15 protein-coding genes are annotated in these 15147 nt (G+C 43.3%); 6 read left to right on the forward strand and 9 right to left on the reverse strand.

Features of this window, described 5'->3' with window-relative positions:
• Window positions 1–33: 33 nt before the first annotated feature.
• The 4 genes from rpmE to AC4MCC_RS09565 form a co-directional block, all read right to left on the reverse strand.
• Window positions 34–258: a 50S ribosomal protein L31 gene (gene rpmE / locus AC4MCC_RS09550; RefSeq protein ID WP_004782616.1), complete on the reverse strand. Its 225-nt coding sequence runs from the start codon at window positions 256–258 to the stop codon at window positions 34–36.
• A 203-nt stretch (window positions 259–461) separates the two neighbouring features.
• Window positions 462–1439, reverse strand: coding sequence for a bile acid:sodium symporter family protein (locus AC4MCC_RS09555; RefSeq protein WP_005235005.1), 978 nt, complete (start codon window positions 1437–1439; stop codon window positions 462–464).
• A 145-nt stretch (window positions 1440–1584) separates the two neighbouring features.
• Entirely contained in the window at window positions 1585–1986 is a 402-nt protein-coding gene (gene gloA / locus AC4MCC_RS09560; RefSeq protein WP_004782618.1) for a lactoylglutathione lyase, read from the reverse strand.
• A gap of 1 nt (window position 1987) precedes the next feature.
• Window positions 1988–4159 (reverse strand): AmpG family muropeptide MFS transporter, encoded by a 2172-nt coding sequence (locus tag AC4MCC_RS09565; RefSeq protein WP_419374451.1) that lies wholly within the window; start codon window positions 4157–4159, stop codon window positions 1988–1990.
• A gap of 178 nt (window positions 4160–4337) precedes the next feature.
• Between AC4MCC_RS09565 and AC4MCC_RS09570 the strand changes: the two genes are divergently transcribed.
• Window positions 4338–6998: a Lon protease family protein gene (locus AC4MCC_RS09570; protein ID WP_419363505.1), complete on the forward strand. Its 2661-nt coding sequence runs from the start codon at window positions 4338–4340 to the stop codon at window positions 6996–6998.
• Window positions 6999–7084: 86 nt separating this feature from the next.
• On the opposite strand, the gene grxD is transcribed toward AC4MCC_RS09570, so the two are convergent.
• Window positions 7085–7426, reverse strand: a complete 342-nt coding sequence (grxD, locus tag AC4MCC_RS09575) for a Grx4 family monothiol glutaredoxin (RefSeq protein WP_034702064.1) — start codon at window positions 7424–7426, stop codon at window positions 7085–7087.
• Between the two features lie 160 nt (window positions 7427–7586).
• On the opposite strand from grxD, the gene AC4MCC_RS09580 reads away from it, so the two are divergent.
• Complete coding sequence (locus AC4MCC_RS09580) at window positions 7587–8798, forward strand: aspartate aminotransferase family protein (protein WP_166138891.1); 1212 nt, start codon at window positions 7587–7589, stop codon at window positions 8796–8798.
• A gap of 57 nt (window positions 8799–8855) precedes the next feature.
• Here the strand turns inward: AC4MCC_RS09580 and AC4MCC_RS09585 are convergent, their stop codons facing one another.
• From AC4MCC_RS09585 to surE, 3 genes are all read right to left on the reverse strand, one after another.
• The gene (locus AC4MCC_RS09585) at window positions 8856–9785 is read right to left on the reverse strand and encodes a LysR family transcriptional regulator (RefSeq protein ID WP_419363502.1); all 930 of its coding nucleotides are present in this window, start codon (window positions 9783–9785) and stop codon (window positions 8856–8858) included.
• Window positions 9786–9876: 91 nt separating this feature from the next.
• Window positions 9877–10716: a peptidoglycan DD-metalloendopeptidase family protein gene (locus AC4MCC_RS09590; RefSeq protein ID WP_166138886.1), complete on the reverse strand. Its 840-nt coding sequence runs from the start codon at window positions 10714–10716 to the stop codon at window positions 9877–9879.
• A 107-nt stretch (window positions 10717–10823) separates the two neighbouring features.
• The gene (surE, locus tag AC4MCC_RS09595) at window positions 10824–11600 is read right to left on the reverse strand and encodes a 5'/3'-nucleotidase SurE (RefSeq protein WP_166138883.1); all 777 of its coding nucleotides are present in this window, start codon (window positions 11598–11600) and stop codon (window positions 10824–10826) included.
• Window positions 11601–11708: 108 nt separating this feature from the next.
• Here surE and AC4MCC_RS09600 point away from each other — a divergent pair, with 108 nt between their 5' ends.
• The 4 genes from AC4MCC_RS09600 to AC4MCC_RS09615 all read left to right on the forward strand — a co-directional run bounded on the left by AC4MCC_RS09600 (window position 11709) and on the right by AC4MCC_RS09615 (window position 14531).
• The gene (locus AC4MCC_RS09600; protein ID WP_166138880.1) at window positions 11709–12080 is read left to right on the forward strand and encodes an MCR_0457 family protein; all 372 of its coding nucleotides are present in this window, start codon (window positions 11709–11711) and stop codon (window positions 12078–12080) included.
• A gap of 159 nt (window positions 12081–12239) precedes the next feature.
• Window positions 12240–12620 carry an MCR_0457 family protein gene (locus AC4MCC_RS09605; protein WP_004782633.1) on the forward strand — a complete coding sequence of 127 codons (381 nt, stop codon included), beginning with the start codon at window positions 12240–12242 and terminating at the stop codon, window positions 12618–12620.
• 128 nt (window positions 12621–12748) lie between these two features.
• Window positions 12749–13897: a D-alanyl-D-alanine carboxypeptidase PBP5/6 gene (gene dacC, locus AC4MCC_RS09610; protein WP_004782636.1), complete on the forward strand. Its 1149-nt coding sequence runs from the start codon at window positions 12749–12751 to the stop codon at window positions 13895–13897.
• A 103-nt stretch (window positions 13898–14000) separates the two neighbouring features.
• Window positions 14001–14531, forward strand: a complete 531-nt coding sequence (locus tag AC4MCC_RS09615) for a gamma carbonic anhydrase family protein (protein WP_166138877.1) — start codon at window positions 14001–14003, stop codon at window positions 14529–14531.
• Window positions 14532–14570: 39 nt separating this feature from the next.
• Here AC4MCC_RS09615 and AC4MCC_RS09620 read toward each other — a convergent pair whose 3' ends face one another.
• Window positions 14571–15086, reverse strand: a complete 516-nt coding sequence (locus tag AC4MCC_RS09620) for a DUF1543 domain-containing protein (protein WP_491885198.1) — start codon at window positions 15084–15086, stop codon at window positions 14571–14573.
• Window positions 15087–15147: the final 61 nt, after the last annotated feature.

Raw genomic sequence — 15147 nt, forward strand, 5'->3', positions numbered from 1 at the left:
ACGGGCATAAAGCCCGTTTTTTCATTTTGGGTATTAACGTTTAACAGAACGTGACATACCAGCAAAACGTTGTTTGAACTTGTCGATACGGCCGCCAGTGTCAACGTTCTTTTGCTTACCAGTGTAGAATGGGTGGCAAGCTGAGCATACGTCTAGGTAAAGAGTTTCTTTACCAACAGCTGAACGAGTTTCGATTACGTTACCACATGAACAAGTAGCAACTAGTTTTTCGTATTTTGGGTGAATATCGGCGCGCATCGTCGATTACTCCATTAAGATGAAAGAAGGTTTTGCTGTCATCGCAATTGATCACTCTCAAATATTGAGGAAGGGCCAGAATCAGGATTCAGGCAGATCAACACCACAACAGACCATTCTTTTGGCCCACCGAGACGGATACCGTCAGAGCTAAGCACAACAAGTTGGGCGGTATTATACGGCAAACAAATACAATAAGCGAATTATTCTTCTGTATGTACCGCCTGTTTGGCCCAAAGATTCGCAATCACACCGCAGGCCATCAGCTGGATTTGATGGAAAATCATAATCGGTAAAACAATCATGCCAAGTGGCTGACCAATAAACAGAATCTGTGCCATCGGTACGCCACTAGCCAGCGTTTTTTTAGAACCACAAAAGAACACCGTTTTTTGGTCGGCACGATTAAAGCCCAGCCAGCGTGGAATAAATAACGACAACAGCATTACGATGGTCAATAAAACCGAACATGCTAGCAGTAACAAGAGCAAAGTACTTAAGCTGACTTCACGCCAAAGTCCAGCCACCACCGCGCTGCTAAATGCCCCATAAACTACCATCAGAATTGAACCTTGATCGAATACCTTGACGATCTTGGGCATTTTCTGCATTTTTGGGAAAATCCAGGGACGCAGTAACTGACCTAAGATAAAAGGCACCAATAACAGCAGCGTAATCTGTAGAATCGATGCTGTCGGATCAAAGCCATGCTGAGATTGTCCAAGAATAAAGAATGCCACCAGCATCGGGGTAATAAACATCCCGATAATATTGGAAAATGAAGCACTACAGATCGCACCGGCAATATTCCCTTGAGCTACTGAGGTAAAGGCGATCGAAGACTGTACGGTTGATGGCAGGAAGCACATAAACAGGAATCCCCAATATAATTCCTGCCCCAGCATTGGCAATAGGATTGGCTTTGCCAGCAGGCCTAAAATTGGAAAGAGTGCAAAGGTCAAGGCAAAGACCAAAGTGTGTAATTTCCAGTGCATCAAGCCTTCAATTACGGCTTCACGCGAAAGCTTGGCACCGTGCAGGAAAAACAGGATCGCAATGGCTGCTGTCGTGATCCAGCTAAAGACTTCAGCTGCCTGCCCTGACACTGGCAATACACTGGCCAGTAACACCATAACAAAGAGCAAGATCGTAAAGCGGTCCAATGCCAGCAGTTTAAGCATCTGATGTCCTTCCCTCAAAATTTTATTATTCGATAAAAAAATACCCGGCTATCTTAACAGATGCCGGGTCCATGTTATGCATTCAGATTGATGGAATATTTTCATCCATACATGAATACATTTCACATATCTCGCTCTATAACACTTAGTTATTACGTGCGTTGTTGTCTTGCTGGATTAGCTCGATTTTGTAGCCGTCTGGATCTTCTACAAATGCAATGACAGTGACACCGCCTTTCATTGGGCCAGCTTCACGAACAACATTGCCACCACGTGCCTTGATTTCTTCACATGCTTTATAAGCATCATCTACCGCAATCGCAATATGACCGTAGCCATTGCCTAGGTCATAGCTTTCTGTATCCCAGTTATGGGTCAGTTCAAGCACAGTGTGATTTTCTTCATCGCCATAACCTACAAAAGCCAAGGTAAAACGACCTTCTTCATAATCACGCTTACGAAGTAAAGTCATACCAAGAACTTCAGTATAGAACTTGAGTGATTGTTCCAGATTGCCTACACGTAACATGGTATGCAGCATGCGCATATTAATCATCCTTATTTACAGATTGTTTTTGGTGTTCACCGAGCAATTTTGCCACCCAAACGACCAGAATCAGGATTGGAATCCCGATTAAAGTGGTCATCAGGAAGAAATTCGGATAACCGATATTGGTCACTATAGTACCCGAATATCCACCTAAAATCTTAGGAGTCAAGGTCATGAGTGAGCTAAAAATAGCATACTGAACAGCGGTAAAGGACACACTGGTCAGACTGGACAGGAAGGCAATAAAAGCAGCGCCTGCGAGACCTGCGGCCAGATTATCGACAATAATTGCAAAATATAGCCACCATGAACTATACGGTTTAATCACCTTACCTTGAATTTCAACATTCTCGCCTGTTCCAATTGTAATCGGCTGAATATCAATATCCATCGGATTGGCCTGAGTCTGCGACAAGTCCACAGCATATGAATGCTGCTGGGTAACCATCGGTTGCTCCTGTTGCATTAAGCTTGCATTGATTTGCTTCATAGGTGCCGTAATCAGTTTCTCGGCAGGAATAGCAGCACTAAAGACACGCCCTTCATCCAGCTTGGCATCGAATTTATCGCCATTCAGCTCTAATACAATTTTTTGCTCTGCAGTTAAATCCGGCCCTAGATACTGACCGCGAACCACGATGCTATTTTCCTGTTCATTGGCACTGATCAGGTTATCTGTGGTAACAGGCAAAAGCTGTAATTGTGCTGCTTTCGAAGCATTCTGTTGCAAATAAGGCAGGTTAACTTGTACTGCATCTGCCGGATGATTCAGATAATGTGCACGGACCTGAATCTGTTCGGCCTCTTTGAAGGCAGTAGTGGGTACATTCAGTTTCCAGTAACCGACTTCATCTGTATCTGCCTGAAAGGTTTGCTGGCCTACCTGAACTTCGACCTGTCCCAGCTTTTCACCAGACTTTACTAAGCCAATAAAAATCAGATTGGTTGAACAGGCCAAAATCGCGCCTACAAACATCAGTTTCATGATGTTCATTTTCTGAGCCAGCAAGCCACCTAAAAAACCGCCAAGCAGGGAGAAAATTACCCCATACACTTTCACGGCTTCAGCAATCTGCTCCTTGCTGAAATTCAGATCCTGATAGAACACATTGGAAATCACACCGGCAATAATATCGGAGACCCGATAAAAACCGATCAACAATAACAACACTAAAGCCAGCTTTAAGCCATAGCGATCAAAGAAATCCGCTACGGGATTGACCCAGGTCTCGAATGCCATCTGTTTATTCACAGCACCCATTTTGACCAGAATCGTACCCACACCGAAAGCGACAGCACCTGAACCGATAAAGCGTAAAGCCTCAAAACAGAACAAGGCAAAAGTATCCTGAATCGCCCATTGTTCAGTGATACTCGATACCAAGTCACCGGAATAGACATAGCTCAGAACAAAGCTGATAACTGCCACAAAAAACACGCCGACGAGACGAAAATAATCACTGCGCTGATAATCTTTACGTACCCGATCCACTTGAGGCTCACGGATGACCAATGTGGTGATAATCCCAACCAGCATAACCGCCGCCATCGCCAGATAAGTCCATTTCCAGGCATCATAGATATAGTTGCCTTTGGCTGTACCTAAATATGCCGCCAGAAACAGAGCTCCAGCGCCAGCCACAATCATCCCGATCCGGTAACCCGCATTATAGGTCGATGCCAGTACGGTCTGCATCTGGGTTTCGGCCAGCTCAATACGGTAAGCGTCAATGACAATATCCTGCGTTGCCGCCGAAAACCCAAGCAAGACTGCACCCAATGCCATCTGCTGTAAATGTGCCTGCCCCAATGCCGGATCTGAAAAAGCCATAATTGAAATTGCAGTCACGATTAGAATCTGGGCAATCAGCAGCCAGGCGCGCCGGCGACCCAAAGCTTTGGTCAGAAACGGGACAGGTAATTCATCGATCAGTGGCGCCCAGACGAACTTGAATGAATAGCCCAGTGCAGCCCAGCTGAAAAAAGTCACCGCACTTTTACTGATTCCGGCTTCACCGAGCCATAAAGACAAACTGGAAAAGATCAAAAGAATCGGGACACCGGCTGAAAATCCGAGAAACAGCATGATCAGGGCACGTCGATCCAGAAATGCTGTAAATGCGGATTTCCAACCCGTCGTTTGTGTTGTCATTGCTTTGTTATTTTCCACGAAAACCAATTGCTGCTATTCAATCCTTTAATAACGTATCTTTCAACAAAATTTATATATTTCTCGCATACCCGATTTTTTATTTTGTGGCAAAACTGACATGTTGGCTTGAATTTTTCAAGTAAATCTGTATACCTTAAACCTTATCCACGTCATATTTCGTTTTGGACTTTCAACAGTGACTCAGAGACTCGATCAAATTCATTCTTCAATTTCAAGTAATACAACTATATCTCAACAAAATATCAGCTCCGACCTACTTATCTCAGCCTTTGAACAAAGCGAAATTACACCAACCCTTGAAAAGACATGCCTGAAACCGGCACAACTGACGCGTATTGCCGATCCGGATAAAATCCCGGCATCGACCAAGCGAATCAAGCCTTTGAATAACTTTCTGGGCCAGGACCGTGCCCGTGCTTCGGTTGAAGCCGGTATTGCCCTGCCATATTCAGGCTATAACATCTTTGCCGTGGGTACTGCCGGACTCGGCAAACGCACCATGGTGAAGCGTTTGCTACAGCAACATGCCAAAACCATGCAAACACCAAATGACTGGGTTTATGTCAATAATTTTCAGAATCCTCGTCAGCCTATCGCACTGGAATTTCCAGCCGGCCAGGGGCCTAAGTTTCAGGCGATGCTGCACCAAAGCTGGCAATCCATTCTAAAACAGCTGGAGCGCCGTTTCACTGCGGAAAGCTATCACAACCGAATTGAAATGATTCGCCAGGAAACGGGTGATGAACAGCAACTCGCTCTGATCGAACTGACCCGTGAAGGTGAAGAACTCGATCTGAAACTGATTTCTCGTAATGATGAACATTGTTTTGTGCCAATTCATCTAAAAGATGACAAAGTACAGGAAATGTCTCAGGAAGATCTGAATGCTTTAAGCAATAAAGATCGTGCCGAAATCGCCTCTAACATGCGTTACATGGACAAGAAACTGGAACGCCTGGGACTTCATTTGGGTGATCTGGAAGACGATGCGCGTGACCGTGTTCAAGTATTGAATCGTGATATTGCCAAACAGGTAGTCATGCCACGCGTTGAGCAGATGCTGACTAAATTCAAGCATGTCGATGGTCTGGAACACTATCTGAAGCAATATGCCGAAGACATTATTAATAATGTCGAAATTGTACTGGAACAGGAAGAAGATGATTTTACCCCTGCCCAGTTTAGCCGCGTACCAGCGCGCTTCCAGGCCAATGTAATTGTCACCCATAAGCCAAATAGCGGTACACCCGTTATTTTTGAAGATTTCCCGACGCATTACAATCTATTGGGTCATGTGGAACAGTTGACCCAAAATGGTACGATTACCACAGATTTCACGCTGATCCGTCCCGGCTCCTTACATAATGCCAATGGCGGTTTCCTGATGCTTGAAGCAGAGCAGCTATTGGAACAGCCATATGCATGGCAAGGTCTGAAACGTGCCTTGAAATCTGGGCATCTAAAGCTTTCTTCTTTGGAACATATGCTGACTCTCACCGGTAGTATTTCCATTGAACCGGCTTCTATTCCGCTGAATATCAAAGTGGTGCTGCTGGCAGAGCCAGAAATTTATTATGAAATTCTGGAACTTGAACCAGAACTAGGCAGTATCTTTAAAATCCGTGCCGATTTTACCGACACCCTGCAACGTAATGATGAAAATGAGCAAGCCTATATGCAGCTGATTGCTGACTATGTGCAATCAGATAAATTATTACCTTTTGACCGTTCTGCATTATCTGCCCTGCTGACCGACTCAAGCCGTCAGGCTGAAGATCAGAGTTCCTTGTCACTACATGCATTAACGCTAGGCGACCTGATTCGTGAAGCGCATCATCATGCATTCGAAGCGGGTGATAAAATGGTGTCAGAGAAGCATATCAATACCGCACTGGATCATCGTAAATACCGCTTAGGCTATTTACGTGAGCTATTCTGGCAGGATTTGACTCGTGGTACTCAACTGATTGAAACTCGCGGTCATCGTCTAGGCCAAATCAATGCGCTATCTGTGATTCATTATGCAGATGTTGAATTTGGTCTGCCTTCACGCTTAACTGCTTCTGTATATCAGGGTGGTGGCGATATTCTGGATATTGAACGTAGCGTAGAACTTGGCGGCTCTTTACATGCCAAAGGCGTGTTACTGATGGCCTCTTTCCTGAAAGCCCATTTTGGTCGTGAACAGACTCTGCACTTCTCTGCCGCTTTGGCTTTCGAACAAAGTTATGGTCAGGTGGATGGTGACAGCGCGACAGTGGCTGAACTTTCAGCGCTTATTTCTGCGATTAGCCAGTTACCGATCGACCAGTCCTGGGCAATTACTGGTTCCATGAACCAACTCGGTCAGGTACAACCGATTGGTGGAGTTAATGCGAAAATTGAAGGTTTCTTCGATGCCTGTAAATTGCAAGGCCTGACAGGTAAACAAGGTGTGATTATTCCACGACAAAACATGCAGCATCTGATGTTACGTAAAGATGTCATTGCTGCAGTCGAAGATGGTCAATTCCATATTCATGCCATTGATAATATCGCGCAGGCTTTGGAAATCCTGATGGCACGTCCGGTCGGGACTATGGACAAGAAAGGCCGTTATAGCAAAAACTCGATCTTTGCTGCTGTGATGGAACAACTCGAGTACTGGCAAGCCATTGAAGATGGTGCCGAGTTTGAGGAAGAACCTAAGAAAAAGAAAAAAAAGAAAAAAAAGAAGAAAAAGAAGAAAGATAAGGCGCCTATAAAGGAAGTTCAGACCGATCCAGATACCTTAGCTGAGGCCTTGGTTGCTGAATCAAAAGAACTGGAAAAATCTGAGGATCAGGCAGAAGATTAATTCTGCCCCCCTATCTCACTATTCACCCATAAAAAAAGCGCTTCTTTCGGAAGCGCTTTTTTACATCTATCAGTTTAATCTAAAGATTAAGCTTCAGGTGCTGGGCTGTATTGTTCTACTAAAGGCTGTAACTCACCTTTTTGGAACATTTCTAGCATGATGTCACTACCACCGATCAATTCACCATTGATCCAAAGTTGTGGGAATGTCGGCCAGTTCGCAATTTGTGGCAGAGTTGCACGAATATCTGGGTTTTCCAGAATATTAACATAAGCAAATGGACGACCAATTTGACTGAGTGCTTCTACCGCACGTGCAGAAAAACCACATTGTGGAAATTGTGGTGTGCCTTTCATATAAAGAAGTACTGCGTGCTTGGCAATTTGGTCACGAATTAACGCTTCGGTATCGCGTGCTTGTTCAGTCATTGATAAATCCTCAACTAATCTGTCTCGCATTATACCCAAAACAGAGAAAAACAGTACGTCTAAAGTAATAAATCCATTTTTATTTACAATTACCCTTTAAATCTGACCAAGTTTTTGCTTATATAAGTTTTTCTTTCCACCTAACAGTAAAGAGTTAGTCATGAATAATATTACCCTCGCTCCGGTACAAACTGATCAACCTTCACATTTGATGCCAGTCTTTGGTCGTCAACCGATCAGCTTTGTCCGAGGACGAGGTGCATATCTGTATACCGAAGATGGTACAGAGTATTTAGATGCCTTAACAGGGATCGCCGTTTGCGGTTTGGGTCATGCTCATCCAGTGATTGCTGAAGCAATTGCGGAACAGGCTGCAACCCTGATTCATACCAGCAACCTGTTTGAAGTGCCTTGGCAAACTGCTGCAGCACAGAAACTGGCTGAAGTCGCTGGCATGGAAGAAGTTTTCTTCTCCAACAGTGGTGCAGAATCGAATGAAGGTGCGATCAAAATTGCGCGTAAATTCGGTCATATGCAAGGCATTGCAACACCAAAAATTATTGTAGCCGACAAGTCTTTCCATGGCCGTACGCTGGCAACCCTGTCTGCAACGGGTAACAAAAAAGTTCAACAAGGCTTTGGCCCATTGGTTGAAGGCTTTATTCGTGTACCTTTTGGCGATATTGAAGCTATCGAAGAAGCAGCAATTAACCATCCGGATATCGTGGCTATTCTGGTTGAACCGATCCAGGGTGAAGGTGGTGTCAATACAGCACCGCAAGGCTTTAGTTACCTGGAAGAAATCCGTCAGATCTGTAATCAGCACAACTGGTTGATGATGCTGGATGAAGTACAAACAGGTAATGGCCGTACCGGTAAATATTTTGCTTATCAGCACACCAATATTGTGCCCGACGTATTGACGACTGCTAAAGGTCTAGGCAATGGCTTCCCGATTGGTGCCGTGATGACTCAAGGTCGTGGTGTCGGTGTTTTAACTGCGGGGAACCACGGTTCGACTTATAGCGGTACTGCACTGGGTTCACGCGTGGTTTATACCATCATCGATATTATGCAAAAAGAAAATATCGTGGCTAATGCCGCTGAAAAAGGTGCATATATTGTTGAGCAGTTACGTAGCCAGCTTGCAGATCATCAAGTGACTGTACGTGGTTTCGGCCTGATGATCGGGATTGAGTTGCCTAAAGACTGTGGTGAGCTGGTGGATATTGCACGCGATGAGTACAAAACCATTATCAACGTGACTGCAGGTAATGTTGTTCGTCTGTTGCCTACCCTGAACATTACTCAGGAACAGGCTGATCAACTGATCGAACGTTTAGTGAAAATGATCAAAGCTTATCTTGCTTAAACCTATCTTGAAAAACAAAAAAGCCGCTTTAAAGCGGCTTTTTTGTTTATAGGGAATTTACGATGCGACTTGTAACAAACGTCCACCAGAGATCTGGCTAAAATATTGTTTCAATGTATCCAGACAGCGCAGGACTTTAGTCGGTTGCTGTTCTCGATTAAACATAACTGCATAAAGGGTGACTGGCGGAAGTTTCCATTCAGGCAAGACTTCAATCAGTGAACCATTTAATAAATCTTTTTTAACATCAAGATATAAAATCTTGGCAACCCCATTGCCTTGCAGGCACATGGCTTTTGCAACCAGGCTGTTATTGGTACTAAAGCGTGAGCTTAGTTCAAAGTCGACCTTTTCTGCGCTATGCACATGTTGAAAACTGAAATTCTGATGATTTTTAATATGCGTTAAAGGCAAAACATCATGGTGTTTCAGGTCTTCAGGACGCGAGATAATTGCGGTCTGGTTAATATAGCTTGGCGCAGCAACAAGAATCTGTTCAATCTGCATTAATGGCACAACCTGAAGGTTGTGGTCATCATCGTTCTGGTCAAATCGCAGGGCAATATCAATACGCCCTTCCAACAAATCAACCTCATGATTGTTTGTTTCCAGGTGGACTGTCAGGCCACGGTGTGCGGACATCCAGTGAGAAAGTGCAGGAATCACATGATTCGCACACACTTCCGGTAAGGATACAATACGAAGTTCACCAACAAGATCGTCACGTAACTCGTTAATGCGAACCTTTCCACGCTCAGCAGCAGATAACATTTCCTGGCAGCTGTGAAAAAAAGCTTGTCCCGCTTCGGTCAGACTTAATTTTCTCGTAGAACGATTTAGAAGTACAACTTCCATATCCTGTTCTAAAGAGCGAATTTGTTGACTCACGGCGCTGGTTGTAATCCCTAGCTCACGTGCAGCACCGCTAAACGAGTTCTTTTCCACAACACAAGCAAAGACACCCATTGCTCGAAGTTGATCTAACATAAATTCCCCTCTAAACTTATGAGATGCTTCATCTTTTGATAAAAGCAACTCATTGTATTATACGGTGAAATTTACGTTTTGCATTATTTATTTAATTATTTGGTAAAACTGCTGTTGGATTAATCGGTTTTCCGTCTAAGCGAACCTGAAACTCAAGCATAGTGCGGGTTGTACCAGTCGCCCCCATCTCGGCAATTTTTTGACCAGCCGTTACATTTTGGCCACTTTTCACGCTTAATTTACTGTTATGCGCATAAGCCGTGATATAGCCATTAATATGTTTAACTAGTACCAGATTACCGTATTCCTTCAGACCATCTGCTGCATATACCACCTGCCCATCTGCTGCAGCAAAGACCGGATCTCCGACATTACCGCCATAACGGGTACCTTTGATATTTGCAGCCAGATCATAGTTTTGTAATACCGGACCATTTGATGGCTTGACCCAACGTAATCCCGCTGCTGTCGATACTGGGGTAATCGGTGCAGAAGTAGTGGTGGCAGGTTTTGGCGTAGTCTTAACAGTTGTTGGAGCGGGAGTGGTTGGCGCTGGAATCGCAATCGTTTGACGCTGAATCGGCGCAGCTTGGGTAACAGGTTGAGTCGCTGTAGTACGGCGAGCAGTAGTGTTATTTTTCAGGCGAATCGACTGACCCACATAAATACGATACGGTGGAGCAATATCATTCATCTCTGCCACACTGATATAGCTCAGACCATAACGTGCAGCAATGCCACTCAAAGTATCCCCAGAGCGTACCGTATAGAAGTCAGGCGCTGCGGCATAGCGGGTCATATTATTGACCTGAGGTTTAGTGGCACAACCAGTAATAATCAATGTGGAAACAACCACAGTGGACAAAACCAGAGTTTTGATGAAGCTGGATGGTGAAGCATGAATGAAGTATTTCGGTGACACCAAGGACATTATCTTCCTCTCTAACATCTATACGGTTGCAAAAACCCAGTAAGATTAGCAAAGTTTTACTACAATATACTTGTAAGCTTTCATTTTTCACAAACTTATAACATTCATTAGATTTTATTTAGAATCTGGGCTTGCAAAGTGTGAAGTGTGTCATAGTTTGTAGCATCCATCTGAATTGGCGTCACGCTTACATAGCCATTGGCAATTGCAAAAAAGTCTGACTCGATTTCAGTTCCTTTATGTTTTGGCATTGCGACTGCTTCACCCGATAGCCCAATCCAGTAAACCTGGCGACCACGTGGATCTACATGACTGGTAATCGGCTTGGACTGGCTACGGCGTCCCTGAAAGGTCACTTTAGCTCCTTTCAGCTCAGCCACATCAGGAATATTCACATTAAAAATATGACGCTCAGGCAAAGTTGGCAAACCTGCCGCAATAAAATCATGCACCCATTGCGCTGCGATGCGATACTCTTCTGGTGAGGTATAAGATCGAACGTTTTGCCCACATAGAGAAACTGCTAATGCAGGTTGTTTGGCCAGCCGACCTTCAAATGCGGCACCCACCGTCCCTGAGTACAGCACATCATCTCCCAGATTGGCGCCACTGTTAATGCCGCTGACCACCAGATCGAATTCAACATCAAATAAGCCATTCATGGCCAGATAGACACAGTCAGCCGGCGTACCATTCACTGCCCATACATCGGGAGAAATCTGGATCGGTCTTAATGGTCGGTCTAAAGTCAGTGCACTGGAAAATCCGCTACGTTCACTTTCTGGAGCTACAACCACAACGCGTCCTAAAGGTCTCAAGGCCTGCGCCAGTGCCTGTATACCCGGTGCAAAAACGCCATCATCATTGGAAATTAATATATTCACTGCAAAATCTCGTTGAGCTAAAAAATGACTCGCTAGGACATTTCATTGTATTAGTTCAGGAATTATATATATTTGTAGCACGATATCCATTAATACATATGGCTTAAGATGATGAAAAAATTCTCTCTTTGGGGTGCTTTGGCTTTAAGTTTGGCAACTTTTGTTTCTCCTGCAGTTATTGCCAATGATTTGACAGCTGAAGAAAATGACATGATCGTGAAAGAAGATGTTGCGTCTGCACAGGTAATGATTGAAGTATGCCCAGGCATTATTGGTCAGAATGCAAAATTCGATACAACGATTCAGCAGCTGATTCAATCTTATCTAAAAGAATACTCAGACAAATCGATGACCTATCAAAAACTTCAGGCAGACAGTGAATATAAGACTGTGCTTGAAGAAGCGCGTCAAGGTGCAAAACAGACTGCAAAAGACGAACAAAAAACAGCGTGTGAAGACGTTTTAGCCTATCAGGAATAAAGTCTTTCTCACTGAAATGAGACGATGCCAGCATCGTCTTTTTTCTCTTACACATTTCTTCATAATTCTACAGCTTCACTACATTTCCCCTCTTTTCAATTTTAAAAATATCTTTAAGCTAACAAATTATTGTTCTACATGTAATTTTTGAGTTTTTTGATGAAACATACATTAATTAAAAGTTTAAGTTTATCTGTTGTTGCTGGTATGACACTTTGGGGCAGCTCGGTTTATGCAGCAAATGAAAATATTGAAGTCACCCCGAGTCAGGAAATCACCAAGCAAGAATTGGCTGCAATTTATGTCCTTTCTGAAATTTGCCCAAGCATGGTCAAAGACAAAGCAAAATTCAATCAGGGTTATAATCAGTTGGTGACTGAATATCTACCGGGCCAAAAAAATCCGGTTGAACGCCTGAACCAGATGGTAAAACAGTCAGATTTCCGTAACATTCTGGCTGAAGCACAGAGCGATGCAAAAAAGGCTGGTAAGAAAAAGAATCAGGCCATTTGCAATGAGTTGGTGAGCTACAGTAAATAATCCACTTTTTGCGTGATTGCTTACAATACTTTTGAAATAACCCCGGGTTTCCCATAGAAGTCAGCCTAGCTTTGTCCTAAAATGCTAGGCTCTTCGTGCTTACATCAAGATATTGGAACCCACTAGAAATGACCCAAAAAACTGCCCTTGCTGCATTATTATTAATTCCTAGTTTTAGCTTTGCAGCAACTGTCTTATCTGCACCACCAGAATTGAATAATAAATCTTATGTGCTAATGGACTACGAGACAGGGCAAATTCTCGCATCAAAAAATGAAAATGAAAAATTAGCCCCTGCTTCAATGACCAAGATGATGACCAGTTACATCATCGAGCAGAAGTTATTAAGTGGTGAGCTGACTGAAGATGAACAGGTTCGCATGAATGAATCTGCATGGTGTCGTGGTAGCAGTGCAGAATCATGTATGTATGTGCCTTTAAACGGTACAGCGACTGCATTGGAAATGCTGCGCGGGATTATTATCCAGTCTGGTAACGATGCATCTAAAGCGATGGCTGAACATATTGCAGGGAACGAGGGTACCTTTGCACATATGATGAACCAGGAAGCAAAACGGATCGGCATGACCAATACTAGCTTCATCAACTCAACTGGTATGCCAGCTGAAGGCCATTATTCGACTGCGAAAGATATGGCAACTTTGGCTCAGCACATCATCAAAGACAGTTCAAAATACTATCCAATTTACTCTGAAAAAGAATTTACTTTTAACGGGATTAAGCAAGGCAACCGTAATGCCCTGCTCTATACTGATCCAAGTGTAGATGGTTTGAAAACTGGTCATACTGATGAAGCCGGTTACTGCTTAACGACTTCTTCAAAACGTGGTCCGACTCGTCTGATTTCAGTGATCTTCGGTGCACCAACCATGAATGAACGTGCATCGCAAACACGTGAACTTCTGGCTTGGGGTTATGCGAACTTTGAAACCAAAAATGTTCAGCCTGCTAAACAGGTTCTAGCCAAATCTAAAGTCTGGTTTGGTAAGGAAAATGAAGTTCAGATCGGTCTTGCAGAAAACTTTAACGTGACTATGCCTAAAGGTCAGGCTAATGCCATCAAAACTCAATTGGTCGTTCAGCCTAAACTGACTGCGCCTTTACAACCAGGTCAGGTCGTAGGTAAATATGTGGCAACTTTAAACGGTAAAGTAATTGCTGAGAAACCACTTGTTGCGCTGAAAGCAGTTGAAGAAGCTGGTTTCTTTGCCCGTATGCTGGATCATATCAAACAATTCTTTAGCAACCTGTTCTAATATTTATTATCAATATTAGCTCCGACTAAAGCCAAAGCACACATTCATCGAATGTGTGCTTTTTTATTTTATAATGCTTATAAACTTTCAGGATGATACTGACATGAGCCAAAACATTCGCCCTTATCTGGATACTCGCCCGCAAGTCGCTGACTCCTGTTATATCGATCCGATGGCGGTGATCGTAGGTGATGTTGTTTTAGGCGAAAATGTATCTGTGTGGCCTTTTGCTGTCATTCGTGGTGATGTGAATCATATTCGTATTGGCAAGAACTCGAATGTACAGGATCATTCCATGTTGCATGTGAGTCATAAAAAAGCGGATAAACCTGAAGGTTCACCACTGATCATTGGTGAAGATGTCACGATTGGTCATCATGTAAAATTACATGGCTGTACCATCGGTAATCGTGTTTTAGTAGGTATCGGTACAATTATTCTCGATGATGTAATTGTTGAAGATGATGTGATGATTGGAGCAGGTTCACTGGTACCACCGAATAAGGTATTAGAAAGTGGGTACTTGTATGTAGGCAGTCCAGTCAAAAAAGTGCGTCCACTGACTGAAAAGGAAATAGCTTTCTTGCCTTATTCAGCACAAAACTATGTGAAAGTCTCAGGCCATTACAAATAAATCGACAAACTAAGGCTACTTTACGTAGCCTTATCTTAATTAAGGAATAACCACATAATCATTCTTAAAACTATTGGCTTCAAAGTCTCCCTCTACCAGACTCACAAATTTTTGGTTGATTTCGTTTAGTTCCAAACAATCATCTACATCAATCACGGCATCGGTATGAGGTTTAAACCAGGTCTTTTCAATGGCCAGCTTGCCTTGTGCTTTAGCTTCAGTCTTATTTTTAGCAGCAACTACCAGATATTTATGGATTTCACCAAACTGATCTGGCACATAAGCACCCAGATTGATCAGGAATAATTTTAAATCCTGTTTTACAGGTGTGTCCGTCACCTGAACCTGATAATTCAGATCCTGATAGCTAACACCATTGATCATCATCCAGCCATCGACATGCAGGCCTTTTTGCACACCAAACCATTGCTGCTTCAAATATGGGAAAGCTGTCTTAATATCTGAACTAATGACCGGAATTACATCATGTACTTCTACATTGGCTTTTTCATGCTTGCCACCCAATAAAGCAATATAGAGCTTGAGTTCAGACATAAAAAAATCCTTTAAAAGTAAAATAGAGAAAACTTTATCCGCATAGTGTAAATGAAACTTA

It is taken from the genome of Acinetobacter sp. CAU_H_56, from assembly GCF_058599425.1.